The 16,032-nt window shown below is 72.2% G+C and carries 12 protein-coding genes; 8 read left to right on the top strand and 4 right to left on the bottom strand.

Annotated features, from left to right (window positions below; genetic code table 11):
- Window positions 1–55 precede the first annotated feature (55 nt).
- From QUV83_RS16035 to QUV83_RS16020, 4 genes are all read left to right on the top strand, one after another.
- Window positions 56–1,387 (top strand): ABC transporter substrate-binding protein, encoded by a 1,332-nt coding sequence (locus QUV83_RS16035; protein WP_289565930.1) that lies wholly within the window; start codon window positions 56–58, stop codon window positions 1,385–1,387.
- A gap of 88 nt (window positions 1,388–1,475) precedes the next feature.
- Window positions 1,476–2,438 (top strand): carbohydrate ABC transporter permease, encoded by a 963-nt coding sequence (locus QUV83_RS16030; RefSeq protein ID WP_289565929.1) that lies wholly within the window; start codon window positions 1,476–1,478, stop codon window positions 2,436–2,438.
- Window position 2,439: 1 nt separating this feature from the next.
- Window positions 2,440–3,360 (top strand): carbohydrate ABC transporter permease, encoded by a 921-nt coding sequence (locus tag QUV83_RS16025; protein WP_289565928.1) that lies wholly within the window; start codon window positions 2,440–2,442, stop codon window positions 3,358–3,360.
- Between the two features lie 22 nt (window positions 3,361–3,382).
- Window positions 3,383–4,399: a LacI family DNA-binding transcriptional regulator gene (locus tag QUV83_RS16020; protein WP_289565927.1), complete on the top strand. Its 1,017-nt coding sequence runs from the start codon at window positions 3,383–3,385 to the stop codon at window positions 4,397–4,399.
- Between the two features lie 56 nt (window positions 4,400–4,455).
- Here QUV83_RS16020 and QUV83_RS16015 read toward each other — a convergent pair whose 3' ends face one another.
- The gene (locus tag QUV83_RS16015) at window positions 4,456–4,722 is read right to left on the bottom strand and encodes a hypothetical protein (RefSeq protein WP_289565926.1); all 267 of its coding nucleotides are present in this window, start codon (window positions 4,720–4,722) and stop codon (window positions 4,456–4,458) included.
- Window positions 4,723–4,740: 18 nt separating this feature from the next.
- Here QUV83_RS16015 and QUV83_RS16010 point away from each other — a divergent pair, with 18 nt between their 5' ends.
- Complete coding sequence (locus QUV83_RS16010) at window positions 4,741–5,715, top strand: 5'-3' exonuclease (RefSeq protein WP_289565925.1); 975 nt, start codon at window positions 4,741–4,743, stop codon at window positions 5,713–5,715.
- Window positions 5,716–5,805: 90 nt separating this feature from the next.
- Window positions 5,806–6,297, top strand: a complete 492-nt coding sequence (locus QUV83_RS16005) for a ribonuclease H family protein (RefSeq protein WP_289565924.1) — start codon at window positions 5,806–5,808, stop codon at window positions 6,295–6,297.
- A gap of 146 nt (window positions 6,298–6,443) precedes the next feature.
- Here the strand turns inward: QUV83_RS16005 and QUV83_RS16000 are convergent, their stop codons facing one another.
- From QUV83_RS16000 to QUV83_RS15990, 3 genes are all read right to left on the bottom strand, one after another.
- Window positions 6,444–10,397: a S8 family serine peptidase gene (locus QUV83_RS16000; RefSeq protein WP_289565923.1), complete on the bottom strand. Its 3,954-nt coding sequence runs from the start codon at window positions 10,395–10,397 to the stop codon at window positions 6,444–6,446.
- Between the two features lie 198 nt (window positions 10,398–10,595).
- Window positions 10,596–11,171: a protein-L-isoaspartate O-methyltransferase family protein gene (locus tag QUV83_RS15995; protein ID WP_289565922.1), complete on the bottom strand. Its 576-nt coding sequence runs from the start codon at window positions 11,169–11,171 to the stop codon at window positions 10,596–10,598.
- A 16-nt stretch (window positions 11,172–11,187) separates the two neighbouring features.
- Window positions 11,188–11,508 (bottom strand): hypothetical protein, encoded by a 321-nt coding sequence (locus QUV83_RS15990; protein ID WP_289565921.1) that lies wholly within the window; start codon window positions 11,506–11,508, stop codon window positions 11,188–11,190.
- Between the two features lie 223 nt (window positions 11,509–11,731).
- Between QUV83_RS15990 and QUV83_RS15985 the strand changes: the two genes are divergently transcribed.
- Both QUV83_RS15985 and QUV83_RS15980 read left to right on the top strand, forming a co-directional pair.
- Window positions 11,732–13,318, top strand: coding sequence for a M15 family metallopeptidase (locus tag QUV83_RS15985; RefSeq protein WP_289565920.1), 1,587 nt, complete (start codon window positions 11,732–11,734; stop codon window positions 13,316–13,318).
- Window positions 13,319–13,636: 318 nt separating this feature from the next.
- The coding region (locus QUV83_RS15980; protein WP_289565919.1) for a DMSO/selenate family reductase complex A subunit at window positions 13,637–16,032 on the top strand (2,396 nt) is incomplete at its 3' end.

Raw genomic sequence — 16,032 nt, 5'->3', positions numbered from 1 at the left:
AAGTCGCAGTGCGCCCCGCCGCGACGGAGCGGCGGGTCCTTGACGAGGAGGACAGATGCGCCTGCACACAGGCATTAGGACAGTCGCCGCCCTCGCTGCCACGGCAGCGCTCATGGCGGGTTGCTCAGGCGGAGGCGACGGCGGCGAGGGCTCCGCCGACGACGGCGCCGGAGCCGGTGACACGGTCGAGCTCACGTTCTGGACGTGGGCCCCCGGCATGGACGCCGTGGTCGCGGAGTGGAACTCCACGCACCCCGACATCCAGGTGACCGTCAACAAGCAGGACGGCGGGGACCCGGCCGTCACCAAGCTGCTCACCGCGATCAAGGCCGGCAGCGGGGCGCCCGACCTCATGCAGGCCGAGTACCAGAAGATCCCCACGCTGGTCTCGTCCGACGCCCTCGCCGACATCTCCGGCGAGCTCGGCGACGACGTCGCGGGCCAGTTCCCCGAGGGCGTCTGGAACTCCGTGACCCTGGGCGGCGACGCGGTCTACGCCGTCCCGCAGGACTCCGGGCCGATGCAGTTCTACTACCGGGCCGACATCTTCGAGTCCCTGGGCCTGGCCGTCCCCACCACCTGGGACGAGTACGCCGACGTGGCCGCGCAGCTCCACGCCGCCGACCCCACCAAATACCTGGGCACGTTCTCCGCCGCCGACGCGGGCTGGTTCACCGGGCTCGCCCAGCAGGCCGGGGCGTCGTGGTGGGGCATCGACGGCGAGTCGTGGACGGTGTCGATCGACGACGACGCCACCCTCAAGGTCGCGGACTACTGGGGCGGCCTCGTCGAGTCCGGCGTGATCGACAACAAGCCGATGTACACCCCCGAGTGGAACGCCGCGCTCAACGACGGCACGCAGGTGGGCTGGCTGTCGGCGATCTGGGCGCCCGGGGTGCTCGAGGGCAACGCCGCCGACACCGCGGGCAAGTGGCAGATGGCCGCCATGCCGCAGTGGGACGCGTCGAAGCCCGCCACCGGCAACTGGGGTGGCTCGGCCACGGCCGTCACCACCCAGTCGAAGCACGTCGCCGAGGCCACCGAGTTCATCACCTGGCTCAACACCGACCAGGCGGCCGTGAGCGCGCTCGTCTCCGAGGGCGGCCTCTACCCGGCGAACATCCCGGGCCAGGCGAAGGCGCTCGCCAACCCGCCGGCGTTCTTCTCCGAGCAGGCCGACTTCTACGACCTGGCCGGCGAGATCGCGCAGACGGCAGGCAGCTTCACCTTCGGGCCCAACGTCAACGTGGCGTACTCCGCCTACAACGACGAGTTCGGCAAGGCCACCGAGGCGAAGTCGCGCAGCGCGTTCACCGACGCGGTGAAGGCCATGCAGAAGGCGACGATCGACGACCTCAAGACCTCCGGGTTCTCCGTCAAGGAGTGAGGCAGGCGGTGGGTCGGCCGTCCTCCCCCCGGCCGGCCGGCCCACCGCGCACTGACCGCACCCGTCGCCCACCGAGGGAGATCAGCCCGTGACCAGCCCCACAGCGGTCCAGCGGCCCGGCGCGCCCGCCACCAGGCAGGGCCCGCGTCCCGGCCGCCGCCGCACGCTCGCGCCGTACGCGTTCCTCGCCCCCGCCGTCACCCTGTTCGTGCTCTTCCTCGCGCTGCCCATCGGGTACGCCGCCTACCTCAGCCTGCGCACCGTCAAGGTCAGCGGCCTGGGGCTCGGCAAGGGCGCGCGCACCGAGGTGTGGGCGGGGCTGTCCAACTACGAGCGGGCGCTCTCCGACCCCGAGTTCATCGCGTCGGTGCTCCGGGTGGGGCTCTACGGCCTGCTGCTGGTGCCGACGATGCTCGGGCTGGCGCTGCTGTTCGCGCTGCTGCTCGACTCGCGGCGCACCCGGGCCCGCGGGTTCTCCCGGGTGTCGATCTTCCTCCCGTACGCGGTGCCCGCGGTGATCTCCTCGCTGCTGTGGGGCTTCCTCTACCTGCCCGCGGTCAGCCCGTTCGCGTGGATCGCGGAGCGGCTCGGCGGCGACTTCCCCCAGCTGCTGTCCTCCGACCTGGTCATCTTCGCTGTCGCGAACATCGCGCTGTGGGGCGGCGTCGGCTTCAACATGGTGGTCCTGTACACCGCGCTCAAGGCGATCCCCACCGAGCTGTACGAGGCGGCGCGCATCGACGGCTGCAACGAGATCGCCATTGCCTGGCGCATCAAGGTCCCGATCGTGGCGCCGTCGCTCATCATGACGTTCGTCTTCTCGATGATCGCCACCCTGCAGGTCTTCGCGGAGCCGACCACGCTGAAGCCGCTGACCAACACCATCTCCAGCACGTGGACGCCGCTGATGAAGGTGTACCGCGACGCGTTCACCCGGGACGACCTGTACTCCGCGGCCGCGACCTCCGTGGTGATCGCGCTGGCGACCTTCCTGCTGTCGTTCGGGTTCCTGCGCCTCGTGCAGAACCATGCCTTCAACCAGGAGAAGTGACATGGCCACCACGTACCCCACCCCGGCGCCCGCCACCGGGACGGCCACCGGCGCCACGCCGACGCGCCGCCGGCCCAAGCGGCCCGCGGGAGGCGAGCGGCCCAGCGCCGTCGCCACCACGATCCTCGTGCTCGGCGCCGTGTACTGCCTACTACCCGTCGCGTGGGTGCTCATCGCGTCCAGCAAGAGCGCCGGCGAGCTGTTCTCGACGTTCACCTTCGCCCCGTCGACGCACCTGTTGGAGAACATCGGTGAGCTCGCGTCCTACCGGGGAGGCCTGTTCTGGCGGTGGATGGCCAACACCGCGCTGTACGCGGGCGTCGGCGGGCTGCTGTCGGTGGTGGTCTCCGCCACCGCCGGCTACGGGCTCGCCACGTACCAGTTCGCCGGCAAGAAGGCGATCTTCAACGTGCTGCTCGCCGGGGTCCTGGTGCCCGGCGTCGTCCTGGCGATCCCGCAATACCTCCTGCTGGCACAGGTGGGCCTGACCAACACCTACTGGTCGGTGCTGCTGCCCAGCATCATCAGCCCGTACGGCATCTACCTGGCGCGCATCTACGCGGCGGCCTCGGTGCCCACGGACGTGATCGAGGCGGCCCGCACCGACGGCGCCGGCGAGCTGCGGATCTTCGCCACCGTCGCCGTGCCGATGATGCTGCCCGGGCTGGTCACCGTGTTCCTGTTCCAGTTCGTGGCCATCTGGAACAACTTCATGCTGCCGTACATCATGCTCGGCAACGACCGGCTGTTCCCGCTCACCGTGGGCCTGTCCGGGCTGCTCAACCAGGGCGCCTCACAACCCGCGATGTACACCTCGGTGATCACCGGCGCGCTGCTGTCGATCATCCCGCTGGTCGCGCTCTTCCTCACGCTGCAGCGCTACTGGCAGGTCGACCTCGCCGCGGGCGCGGTGAAGGCCTGAGATGCGCCTAGAGTCACGTGGCGTGGAGCAGCAGCCGACACCGCGCAAACGGCCGACGATCCGGGACGTCGCGGCCGCCGCCGGAGTCTCGCGCGGCACCGTCTCCCGGGTGATCAACGGCGGGCACTGGGTGTCCCCGGATGCGCTCGCGGCCGTCAACGAGGCCATCCGGGCCACCGGCTACGCGGCCAACCACCACGCCCGCAGCCTCGTCACCGGGCGCTCGAACTCGGTGGCGTTCCTGCTCACCGAGCCGCAGCACCTGCTCTTCGAGGACCCCAACTTCTCCATCCTGCTGCGCGGCGCCGCCGAGGCCCTGGCCAAGCGGGAGATGCCGCTGCTGCTCATGGTCGCGTCCACCCCCGAGGAGCGCCGCCGCATCACCGCGTACGTGACAGCCGGCCACGTCGACGGCGTGCTGCTCATCTCCTCCCACCGGGACGACCCGCTGGTCGCGTCGCTGCTGCGCGCCGACGTCCCCGTCATCGCGTGCGGCATGCCGCTCGGCTTCGAGGAGCAGGTCGGCTACGTCACCGCCGACGACGCCGGGGGAGCGCGCCGCATGACCCGGCACCTGCTCGACCAGGGCCGCCAGCACGTCGCGACCATCACCGGCCCCCTGGACACCCCCGGCGGCACGATGCGGCTCGCCGGGTACCGCGAGGAACTAGGCGACCGCTTCGACGAGACCCTCGTCGCGCATGGCGACTACACGCGCGACGGCGGCGAGCAGGCGATGCGGGAGCTGCTCGCCCGGCGCCCCGACCTCGACGCCGTGTTCGTCGCCTCCGACCTCATGGCCTCCGGCGCCCTCGTCGCGCTGCGCGACGCCGGCCGCAGCGTGCCCGAGGACGTCGCCGTCGGCGGCTTCGACGACTCCGGCCTCGCCGCGAACCTGCACCCGCCGCTCACCACCATGCGCCAGCCCTTCGAGCGGATCAGCGCCGAGATGGTCCGGCTGCTGCTCGAGGTCATCGAGGGCCAGGAGCCCGCCGCGATCACGCTGCCGACATCACTGGTGCGGCGCGCCTCGGCGTAGCTCGAACCGGGCCGCGGATCTGGCACGGTCGTCCTCATGGATCCGAACCGGCGCGGTTAGTGCTCGTCCACGCACCCGTCGCCTTCGTGATGCCGCATCCGCAGGTGGCTCGCGAGCTCGTTGATGGCGCGATGGAGTGGCTCGGCCGCGAGTTGGCCTTCCTCACCGAAGCCGAACCACGGCTCGTCAACTGCTAGCCCGATCACCTCGTGGGCGAGCTTTTCGATGAGGCGCAGGTAGGTGGTCTCGTCGTCTGCGATCGCCGTCATGTGGCTCATGATGCCCGCCCGAGGAGCCAGAACTCGGGTGGCCAGAACGGTCACCGGTGGGAGAGTACGCACATGGCCGAACGCATCGACAAGCTCATGTTGCTCGACACCGCCTCGCTGTATTTCCGGGCGTTCTTCGGTGTGCCGGACTCGGTGCGGGCGCCTGACGGCACGCCGGTGAACGCGGTGCGCGGGCTGCTGGACATGATCGCCCGGCTCGTCGACGACCACCGCCCGGGCCGGCTCGTGGCGTGCTGGGACGACGACTGGCGCCCGGAGTTCCGGGTGGCGGCGATCCCGTCCTACAAGGCGCAGCGGGTCGCCCAGGAGGTGCCCGGCACCACGGGCATCGAGGTGGTGCCCGAGACCCTCACCCCGCAGATCCCGGTGATCATCGAGGTGCTGGCGGCGCTCGGCATCGCCCGGGTCGGGGCGCCCGGCTACGAGGCCGATGACGTGATCGGCACCCTGGTGGCCCGCGAGGTCGCACGCCCTGACGCTGTGCGGGCGGGGGTCGATGTGGTCACCGGCGACCGGGACCTGTTCCAGCTCGTCGACGACGACGCCGGGGTGCGGGTGCTGTACACGGTGAGCCGCGGCATCAAGGACATCGCCGTGGTGGACGACGCGTGGCTGGCCGAGCGGTACGCCGTGACCTCCGGCGCCGCGTACGCGGACCTCGCGGTGCTGCGCGGCGACCCCAGCGACGGGCTGCCCGGCGTGCCCGGCATCGGGGAGAAGACCGCCGCGGCGCTCATCCACCGCTACGGGGACCTCGCGGGGGTGCTGGCCGCACGGGATGCGGGCGACTCCGGGCTGACGGCCACGCAGCGGCGCCGGTTGCAGGAGGCCGCGTCGTACCTGGAGGTCGCGCCGATGGTGGTGCGGGTCGCGCCCGACGCCCCCGTGGGGGAGTTCGACGACACCCTGCCGGCCACCCCCGTCGACCCCGACGGGCTGGTCGCGCTCGCAGAGCGGTGGGGGCTGGCGTCGAGCGTGCGGCGCGTGGTGGACGCGCTGTCCGCCGCGGGCACGCTGTCCGGCTGAGCGGCGCTGACGCGCGGGTTGAGCGGGCGTCGACGACCGGACCGGGGCGCCGAGTCGTCGGGTCGCGGGACGGGCAGGCAGAATGCTCCGGTGATCACGGTCAGCACGGACGGCTCCTGCCTGCGCAACCCCGGAGGGGCCATCGGCTGGGCCTGGGTCAACCACGACGGCACCTGCGAGTCGGGCGGCGGCCCGTCGGGCACCAACCAGATCGCGGAGCTCACCGCGCTGCTGGAGGCGATCCTGGCCCACCCGGGCGACGAGCAGCTCCGCATCGAGTCCGACTCGCAGTACGCGATCAAGTGCGCGTCCGAGTGGGTCGCGGGGTGGAAGCGCAAGGGCTGGCGCACCGCCAGCGGCTCGCCCGTGCAGAACCTGGCCCTCGTGCAGGCCATCGAGAAGGCCATCGCTGAGCGGCCTGGCAAGGTCGTCTTCCACTGGGTGCGCGGCCACCAGGGCGACACCTTCAACGAGCGCGCGGACGTGCTCGCGGGCCAGGCGGCCCGCGCGGCGTTGGCGGGCACCTCGGACCGGGTGCCGGTGGCGCCGCGGCCGGCGCCCGAGCCCGACTTCCTGTTCTGAGCGGCTGACCGGCTGCTCCGGCTGTTCGCCGGCCGCGGCCGTTGACGCGCCGAAGGCCGGGCCACCCGGGGGAGTCGTCCCGGCGGCCCGGCCTTCGGCGTGCGCTGACAGGCCGATCGACCTGTCAGCCGACCTGCGGCGACCGCCTACCGCCGCGCCGTGAGCACCCCGCCCGCGACGGCTGGCAGGTACCCGCCGTCGCCGCCGTAGGACACGGTGACGATCGCGCGTCCCGTGACCGGGGGCAGGGTGACCGTCGCGGCGCCGTCCACCAGGGCCGGTGTCGCGACGGTGCGCCCGTTCACCAGCACCCGCACGGCGCCGGTGGGCGCGGGCGCGCCGTCGGCGCCTGCGGCTTTCACGGTGAGCGCGGGTGTGGAGCCTCGGGGAACCGACCATGACGTGGTCGCCACGCTGAGCCGCGTGAGGGCCGGGAGCACGACATGGCCGACAGTGGCCGACGACGCCGACACCTCGACGCTGCCGGTGTAGGCGACGGTGAGGGTGTGCGCGCCCACGGCCAGGTCACGTGGCAGCGGGACGGTCGCCGTGCCGGTCAGGCCGTCCACCGTGAGGGCCCCGGTGGCGATCACCGTGTCGCGCAGCCGGACCTCCACTGTTCCCGTCGGGCCGGCCGAGGCGCCGGTCACCGTGACGGCCACGCTCGCGGCCGAGCCGTAGCCGCTGACCCGCGGCAAGGCCTTGGCCGTGGTGGTGGACGCGGACGGCGGCGTCGCGGTGGGGACCGTCACGTCGAGCACCTGCGTGCGCGTCGTCGTGGTCGCGTTGTGGCTGTGCAGCACCAGCACCTGCGGCAGCTCAGCGGCGGCGGGGTCGCGGTGCACAGTCGCGACGGCGCCCTCCTCGCCCACCGACCAGAACGCGTCGGCAGCGCCGCCGTCGAACCACAGCGCGGGGGCGTACGGGTCCACGGTGAACGGTTCCACCGCGTCGACCTGGCGGCTGGGGTCGGCGGCGTACTGGGAGTGCGTCCACACCCGCAGCGTCGGGGTGGACCCCGGTGTGATGCCGACGTCCGCGAGGCTCAGCGGCACCAGCACCACGTTGTTGTCGAAGACAGTGGTGTCCACGTCGCCGAAGAACCCGTTGACAGGCTGCGCGTCGAGCAGCTCGCCGCTGGTGTAGTCGTAGGTGAGCTGCACGGTGACGTCGGTGGCCTCGTTGAGCTTCTGCACCACCGTCTGCCGGTCGTAGGCGCCGTCCCCGTCGAGGTCCAGGTCGATGACGGGCAGCACCGACTGGCCCAGCGTCGCCCACTCGCCGTCCACGGCGATGCCGACGCCCAGATACCCGCCCGCGGGGTTGAGCCCCGCCGCGGAGCGCTGCGGCGCCGTCGACGCCCAGCCCACCGCGCGCACGTCGCCCGCGGCCACCGACGAGTCGGAGGTGACGAGGCCGGGGGCACGCTCGAGCCGGGGGCTCGTGGCGGCGAGCTGCAGCGGCGCGACGAGCGAGGTCCACCCGCCCGAGGCGATGCCGCGGCCGGTGAGGGCGAGCTCGGCCTCGACGGCCCCCGCGTCGGGGAACGCGATGTCGGCGGCGGTGAGGCTGCTGACCAGGCGCGGGGCGGCCTGCACGGGCACGCGCAGCTCGGTGCCGCCCGAGGTGAGCAGGAGCCGGCCGGTGAGGGCGGCGACATGCTCGCGGGGCAGCCCGCCCTGTGTCGCCGCCGACGTCGGGTCGAGGTCGCGGGCGAGCGTCGCCGGGTCGGCCGTGAGCGTCAGGGTGACGAGCTGGGTGCGGCCGGGCTGCACGGTGATCGTCGCCGGTGACGTGGTGATCGTCGCGCCGCCGGTGGTGGTGGCCGCCGCGAAGGACGTCGAGTACCGCACCGCTGTGCTGCCGGTGTTGCGGACGGTCACCGTCTTGCGCTGCACGACTGTCTCGGCGCCGACGGGGACCACGCCGAACGTCACGGAGACCTGGTCCGGGTCCTCCGAGCCGAAGGCCAGCACCGACGCGGCGACCGCGTCGGCCGCGTCGACCCGGCCGGAGCCGACCCGCTGTGGGCCGTAGACGTCGCCTGTGCCGCGGGCGCCGGTGAACACGTCATGCGTGGCGGTGTTCATCACGGCGGCCTTGGCCTCGGCGGGCGTCCAGCCGGGGTGGGCGGCGCGGACCAGGGCGGCGATGCCCGCCACATGCGGCGCGGACATCGAGGTGCCGGACAGCGAGTGCGCGGCGCTGCCGCTGCCGGAGGCGGCGGACAGGATGCTCGTGCCGGGCGCCGCGACGTCGGGCTTCGCGATGCCGAGCGACCCGTGGGCGCCCCGCGAGGAGCCGGGGTTGAGCACGTCGCCCGCGGAGTCGTCGTTGACCGACGCGGCGAGCGACGGTCCGAGCCTGACGCTCACGGCGCCCGTGCGGATCGCCGGGAGCAGCGTGTCGGTGGCGCTGGCGGTGAGCTGCGCGCCGGGGATGGCGGCGTTGCCCGCGATCCCGCCGGAGAACACGGCCCGCTCGGTGCCGAGCAGCACGCCCACCGCGCCTGCGGCCTGCGCGTTGTTGAACCGCGCGCCGCTGCCGCAGGCCCGGGTCGCGTCATCGTCGTCCCACGAGAGGTAGACCACCTTCCCGGTGATCTCCGCGCTCTGGCCGGCCAGCGACGAGCAGCCGCTCACCGTCTCGCCGAGGAAGGCGACGGGCGCGGTCACGTCCTGGTCGCCCGCGTAGGCGACGGAGTGCTGTGCGGCGTGGGCGCCGAGCAGCGCGGCGTCGGGCGCGGCGGTGACCTCCACGCCGTCGAGCGTGAGCGGGCTGCCCACTGAGTTCGCGACGGTCAGGCCGCTGGCGGCGCTGCCGGGGGAGCCGCCCACGTCCGTGATGTCGCCGGAGTTGCCGGCCGACAGCACGGACAGCACCCCGAGGTCGGCGAGCCGGTCGATCAGCAGGTTGTCCGGGTCGTCCGACGGCGTGGCGGAGGCGCCGAGGGAGAGGTTGACGACGTCGAGGTGGTCGTTGAGGTCGCCGTCGCCATTCGGGTCGGCGGCCCAGTCGAGCGCCTGGGCGGTGAGGTTCGTGGAGCCGCCGATGTCGCCGAAGACCTTGAGCGCGTACACGCTGGCGCCGGGCGCCGAGCCGGGGCCCACCTGCCAGCCGGTCAGGTCCGAGAGTGCCGCATAGTCACCGCGGAACGTGGCGCCGTCGGCCTGCACGCCGTATCCAGCGGCGGTGCCTGCGACGTGGGTGCCGTGGCCGCTGTTGGGGCTGGTGGCCAGGCTGTCGATCGGGTTGTCGTCCGGCGTCGGGACCGTCGTGGCGCCCGGCAGGGCGGACGCCGGGTTCGCGTCGTAGGAGTGCCCGGCGAAGTCGCGGCCGCCCAGGTACTTGGCGCCGTCGAACAGCCCGTCGGGGACGGGGCCCGTCCCGTCCGCGCCGTATGCGGCGGCGTAGGCCTCCTGAGTGCCGGGGCCTCCGAATGCCGCGTGCGTGTAGTCGACGCCGGTGTCGATGATCCCGATGCGGATGCCCTCGCCGGTCTGCCCGGTGCTCTGCCACACGTCCAGCGCGCGCGTGAGGGCATCGCTGCTGGTGTTGTCGATGGTGCGCGGCGTGACCTGGTGGACGGCGACGACGTCGTCCCGCTCGGCGAGGGCCCGCAGCTGTGCGGCGTCGCCGGACACCAGGCTGCCCGCGATGACGTTCGTCAGGGTGGAGATGCGCTGCGGCTCGCCCGCCTGGGCCGAGCGGGCCTGGGGCGCGGCGGCCTCGGCCGGGATGACGGCCTCGGCGAGCTGCTCGACCTGCTCGGTGGCGGCCTGCACCTGCGCGGCGTCGCCGCCGTCCTCGTGCACGTCGAGCGCGGAGGGCGCGTCGAGCTGCACGAACGCGGTGACGTGCCCGGTCGCCTCGGCCATCGCCCGGGAGACCTTCGCGTCGGACAGCGCGTCGGCGGGGGCCACGGAGCCGCCGGGGGCGCCGGCCTCTGCAGCGGGGCTGTCCGGCGGGGCGGCGGTGGCGGGGCCGGCGCCCGTGAGCGCGGACGCCAGCAGCGCCAGCGCGACGGGCAGGGCGAGCGCGGAACGGCGGGATATGCCGGGGTGGCGAGAGGTGGGGGCGGACGGCAAGCGACGCGTCATGGGTCACTCCTGCGGGCGGCGGGCGCGGATGGTGTCTGGCGGCGCCACCGTCGCGTGCGTCCCGGTCCGGGAGGGCCCCCGGACTGCACCGTACTGGCGGATGGGTGGTTCGTCACCCTTCCGAGGGACATCCGTTACCGACCGGTACGCGAAGGCCCGGTACGCGAAGGCTCCGCGATCACGCGGGCGCGCTGTGCGTCAGCGCAACGGGACGAAGGCGTAGGAGCCGTGCGTGGTGCGCGCGATGTCCTCGCCACGCCGCTCGACCAGCCACATCGTCGAGCGCACCGGCAGCACCATCCGACCGCCGTCCGCGAGCTGGGCCACCAGCGCGTCGGGGAGCTGCTGGCCGGAGGCCGAGACGAGGATGCGGTCCCAGCCGCTCTCGACGGGCCGCCCCAGGGCTGCCGGGTCGGCCTGCTCGATCGTGGCCCACGGCATGGACCACGCGGCCAGGTTCTCCCCGCCCCAGGCAGCCAGGTCGGGGTCGATCTCCAGGCCGAGGACGCTGCCCCCCGGGCCGACGAGCCGGCCGAGCAGGGCTGTGGTCCAGCCGGAGCCGGACCCGATGTCGAGCACCCTCGCGCCGGGCGGGACGTCGAGCAGGCGGAGCATGGCGGCCACGGTGCTCGGCTGCGAGTTCGTCTGGCCGTGGACGAGCGGCAGCGGTCGGTCCTCATCGGCGTGGGCGCGCTGTGCTGGGGGCAAGAACGCGCGACGGGTGAGCGTCGTCATGGCCTCCGCGACGGCGTCCGAGGTGGCGGACCCGGTCATCGCCTCAGCGTAGGCATCACTCCGAGAGCGGCGCGATCTGCGGCAGCCGGGTGCCGTGCGGCGGCGTGTGCACGATGACGCCGCGCGGCTTGCGTCCGGGGCGGCCGGGCGTGCGGCGCTCCTCGATCCCCTCGAGGGTCGACGCGCGCCAGACGGCCCCGCCGTTGAGCCGGCCGTCGGGCGGCGGCAGCCACGGAACCTTGCGGGAGAGCCAGACCCGGATCGTCGCGTTCTCGACGTTGAGGCGCGCAGCCAGCCGTGCGATGTCGTACAGGTCGTCCAGCCCACCAGGGCGTATGGCGGGATCGGCGGGGGTGGCCGGGTCTGCGGGTGTCACGCAGGCGAGCCTAGCCGTCCGCCTGCGGCCTCAGGCGGCGCCTGGCCTATCTGAGACGCCAACGTGACGCAAATCTCAGCCCAGGGGCTTTTGGACGGCTGTCCGGCTGCCTATCGTGTTACGCGTGAGTAACAGAAAGCCTTCGATAGCCCGGCGGTCTCTCCGAGGCCGCGTCCATCGGGCGATGCGCTCTGTCGCCCCCGACATATCCACCATGTTGATGATGACCAACACTCGCATCCACAGGGTGATCCGGGCCCTCCGGCCTCACAAGATGGTCCAGCTCCTCGGCCTGGCCACCCTCTTCTCCGTCCTCCAGCAGACCACCGTCGTCCAGACGCTCCGAGCCGAGCTCGCCCGACTCCTCGCTTGGTCCAGCGACCAGGCGCAGGCGCTCCTCGCCTGGTCCAGCGACCAGGCCCAGACGCTCCTCGCCAGCCCCGCTGCCGAGGCAGTGCGCACGAGCCGGGCCGCCGACGTGATGCGCGAGGCCACCGGCCGCGCGGCGCACCACGCCGGTCGCATCGTCGAGACGGTGCGCATGCATCACATCACGCGCACCTTGCAGTCGCGCCCGGTCGCGCAGGGCGTGCTCGCCGCAGGCCTGCTCCTCGGTGCCGGCGCCGCGTACGCGACCCCGGAGATCAGCTCCAAGGCCTCCGAGATGTCCGAGGAGGAGCGCCTGGCCGACGTCTCCGAGGCGGCCGCCGAGGCTGCCAAGGTGGCCGACTCCATCCGCGAGGCCGCGAGTGAGGCTGACATCCCCACCGACGAGCTCGACGCCGCGACTGCGCAGCTCAACGACCTCCTCAGCGAGCATGGCCTGGTCGAGGAGGCCTCCGCCCTTGATGTGGAGGTCGCCCGAGTGATCGAGGCCGCCAAGCAGGAGGCCGAGCAGGCTCAGCCGACCGAGTCCACCGAGGTCGTCGGCGACGACTTCATCGCGTCGGCCAAGCTCGCCGCCGTCGAGCCGACTAACATCGGCCCGCTCACCACCGACCGGTCCGCGGCGACCGCGCTGACCGACGTGCTGTCGGCGACGGCCAACGCGTACGCCTCGGAGCCGGTGGCTGAGCACGTGCACGAGGCCCTCGACCAGGTGACCGACCTGACGGAGAAGGTCAGCGCCGCGGTGGGCATCGGCACGACGGGCACCGCCGTGATCGCGCAGGCGCCCGAGGCGCCCCAGCCGACCGCGGAGCAGATCGCCGTGGCCGAGCAGGCACTGGCCGAGAAGGCTGCCGCCGAGCAGGCTGCCGCTGAGCAGGCTGCCGCCGAGGCCGCCGCTGCCCAGGCTGCCGCCGAGGCCGCTGCGAAGGCCGAGGCGGAGGCCGCGGCCCGAGCCGCCAAGGACGAGGCGTCGCGCGCCGCCGCGGCGCAGGCGTCCGCCCGCGTCGCCGCCGAGGGCGTGCCCAGCGCCAGCAACGGCCGGTTCCCCGAGTCGTCGCTGTGCGGGCTGACCTTCGACTCCAGCGCCCTGCTGCGCTGCGACGCCGCCGCGTCGCTCGAGCTCATGAACATCGAGTACCGGCAGGCGTTCGGCACCGACATGAGCATCACGGACTCCTACCGGTCCTACGACGCGCAGGTGCGGGTCAAGGCGCAGCTCGGCTACCTGGCCGGGACGCCTGGCACCTCGAACCACGGCTGGGCCCGCGCCCTCGACCTGGGTGGCGGCATCCAGACCTTCGGGTCGCCCCAGCACGAGTGGATGAAGGCGAACGCCGGCCGGTTCGGCTGGGTGCACCCCAGCTGGGCGCAGCAGGGCGGCAGCAAGCCTGAGGCCTGGCACTGGGAGTACAACGGCTGACATATCGCTCGACTGGTTCCACCAAGGCGCCCGGCTGGATTTTTCCAGCCGGGCGTCTTGCGTATGGGGGATTCGCGGGTGCGGCAGTGTCGCATTTCGGGCAATAGCGCACACGCGCCTTGCGCATATCCATGGCTTATACCGTAGTTTTCATCGGCTAATCGTCCCAATCTGGGCAGGACCATCGCCCTACGTGGCGAATTGGGGGGCCGAGAGCATGGGGTATCCGTCTCAGCGCCACGCCGTACCTGAGACCTGCGCGAGAGGACCCCCCCGATGACAGACGTTGGGACGACAGAGATTCCACCCACGACCGGGATGCCGCGCCGATCCTTCCTCAAGTGGTCGGGAGCGGCTGGCGGCGGCGCGGCCCTCGTGGGCGCGGGAGCGTCGCTGGGCCTCCTGCCCGGCGTCGGCCCCTCGAACGCGGCCACGCTCACGGCGGACGTGTCCGGGGACAAGACCACCTGGTCGGCCTGCATCATCAACTGCGGCTCACGGTGCCCGCTGCGGTTCGACGTCAAGGACGGCACGATCGTCCGGGTCTCGCCCGACCCCACCGGTGACGACGAGCTCTACACGCGGCAGATCCGCGCATGCGTGCGCGGCCGCTCGATGCGCCAGCGCATCTACAACGCCGACCGGCTCAAGGCCCCCATGAAGCGGGTCGGCGAGCGCGGCTCCGGCGAGTTCGAGCAGATCACCTGGGACGAGGCGTACGAGCTGTTCGCCGAGAAGCTCAAGGGGACGATCGAGAAGTACGGCAACGAGGCCATCTACAGCAACTACGGCTCGGGCACCTGGAACGGCCTGATGTCGACGAGCGGGGGCTGGGCCCGGCTGCTCAACCTCATGGGCGGCAACCTCGGGTACTACGGCAACTACTCCTACGGGCAGATCGGCACCTGCACCCGGTTCCACTACGGGAACCCGGACGAGCAGATCAGCAACAGCTTCGAGGACTCGGCCGCGAACTCCCAGCTCATCGTCCTGTGGGGCAACAACCCCATGGAGACGCGCATGAGCGGCGGCGGCGTGCTCTTCACGTCGCTGTGGGCCAAGAAGCAGGCCGGCGTGAAGTTCATCGTCATCGACCCGAGGCAGTCCGACTCGGTGGTGAACCTCGCCGACGAGTGGCTGGCGCCCCGCCCGGGGACCGATGCGGCGCTCGTCGCGGGCATGGCGCACGCGATCATCAGCGCGAACCTGCACGACCAGGAGTTCCTCGACGCGTACTGCCAGGGCTTCGACGAGGCGCACATGCCCGAGGGTGTCCCCTCCGGCAACTCCTACCGCTCCTACGTGATGGGCGAGGGCTCCGACGGGATCGAGAAGACCCCCGAGTGGGCGGCCGACGTCACCGGCGTCCCGGCAGGGCAGATCATCCGCGTCGCGCGGCAGATCGCCCTCGCCAAGCCCGCCAACATCACGCAGGGCTGGGGGCCGCAGCGGCACGCCAACGGCGAGAACCAGGCCCGGGCGATCTACACGCTCGCGGCGATCACCGGGAACGTCGGCATCTCCGGCGGTGGCACGGGCGGTCGCGAGGGCTACTACTGGCCCGCGTCGATGTGGTTCCCGGACGGCTCGAACCCGGTCGAGACCCAGATCTCGATGTTCGGCTGGACCGACGCGATCGAGCGCGGCCCGGAGCTCACCCGGCTCAAGGACGGGGTCCGCGGCAAGGACAAGCTCGACGTGGGCATCAAGTTCCTGCTGCAGTACGCGGGCAACATGCTGGCCAGCCAGCACGCGGACATCAACCGCACGCGCGCGATCCTCAAGGACGAGTCGCTCTGCGAGTTCATCGTGGTCGTCGACAACCAGATGACGGCCTCGGCGAAGATGGCCGACCTGATCCTGCCCGACACCACGACCGCCGAGCGCTGGGACATGGCGCCCAGCGAGTACACCGGCGACGTCGCGTACCTGATCATGTGCGAGAAGTCGATCGAGCCGCTGTTCGACTCCAAGCCGTCCTACGAGATCTGCACCGGGATCGCCAAGGCCCTGGGCATCGAGCAGGAGTTCACCGAGGGCCGCACCGGCGAGGAGTGGGTCCGGTGGATGCACGAGGAGACGCGCAAGGACCGCCCTGACTTCCCGACGTTCGAGGAGCTGCAGAAGCAGGGCGTCTACCGGTACACGAGCCCCGACGGCCCCACCGTCCCGCTCAAGGCGTTCCGCGAGGACCCGGTCGCCAACCCCCTCGACACCCCGTCCGGGAAGATCGAGATCTTCTCCTCCGAGCTGTGGGAGATGACCTCGACCTGGGAGTTCCCCAACCCGGAGCCCGGCGACAAGCTCACGGCCCTGCCCGAGCATGTCGACACGTGGGAAGGCGCCATCGAGGCGCGGACCAACGACAAGTACCCGCTGCAGGTCATCGGGCACCACTACAAGTCCCGGACGCACTCCACCTACGGCAACGTCCCCTGGCTGCAGGAGGCCCACCCGCAGAAGGTGTGGATGAACCCCGCCGACGCGAAGGAGCGCGGCATCGAGAACGACGACATGGTCGAGATCTTCAACGACCGTGGCCGGATCCGCATCCCCGCGAAGGTCACGGCCCGGATCATGCCGGGCGTGCTCTCCGTGCCCCAGGGCGCCTGGTACAAGCCCGACAAGGACGGCGTCGACACCGGCGGCGCCGTGAACGTGCTGACGCGGATCCATCCCACCCCGTTGTCCAAGGGGAATGCGCAGCACACAGC

Source organism: Cellulomonas cellasea (assembly GCF_030372105.1).
GTDB lineage: Bacteria > Actinomycetota > Actinomycetes > Actinomycetales > Cellulomonadaceae > Cellulomonas_A > Cellulomonas_A cellasea_A.
Note: the sequence above shows the minus strand (reverse complement) of the source record. Positions and strands in the feature narration are given on the sequence as shown.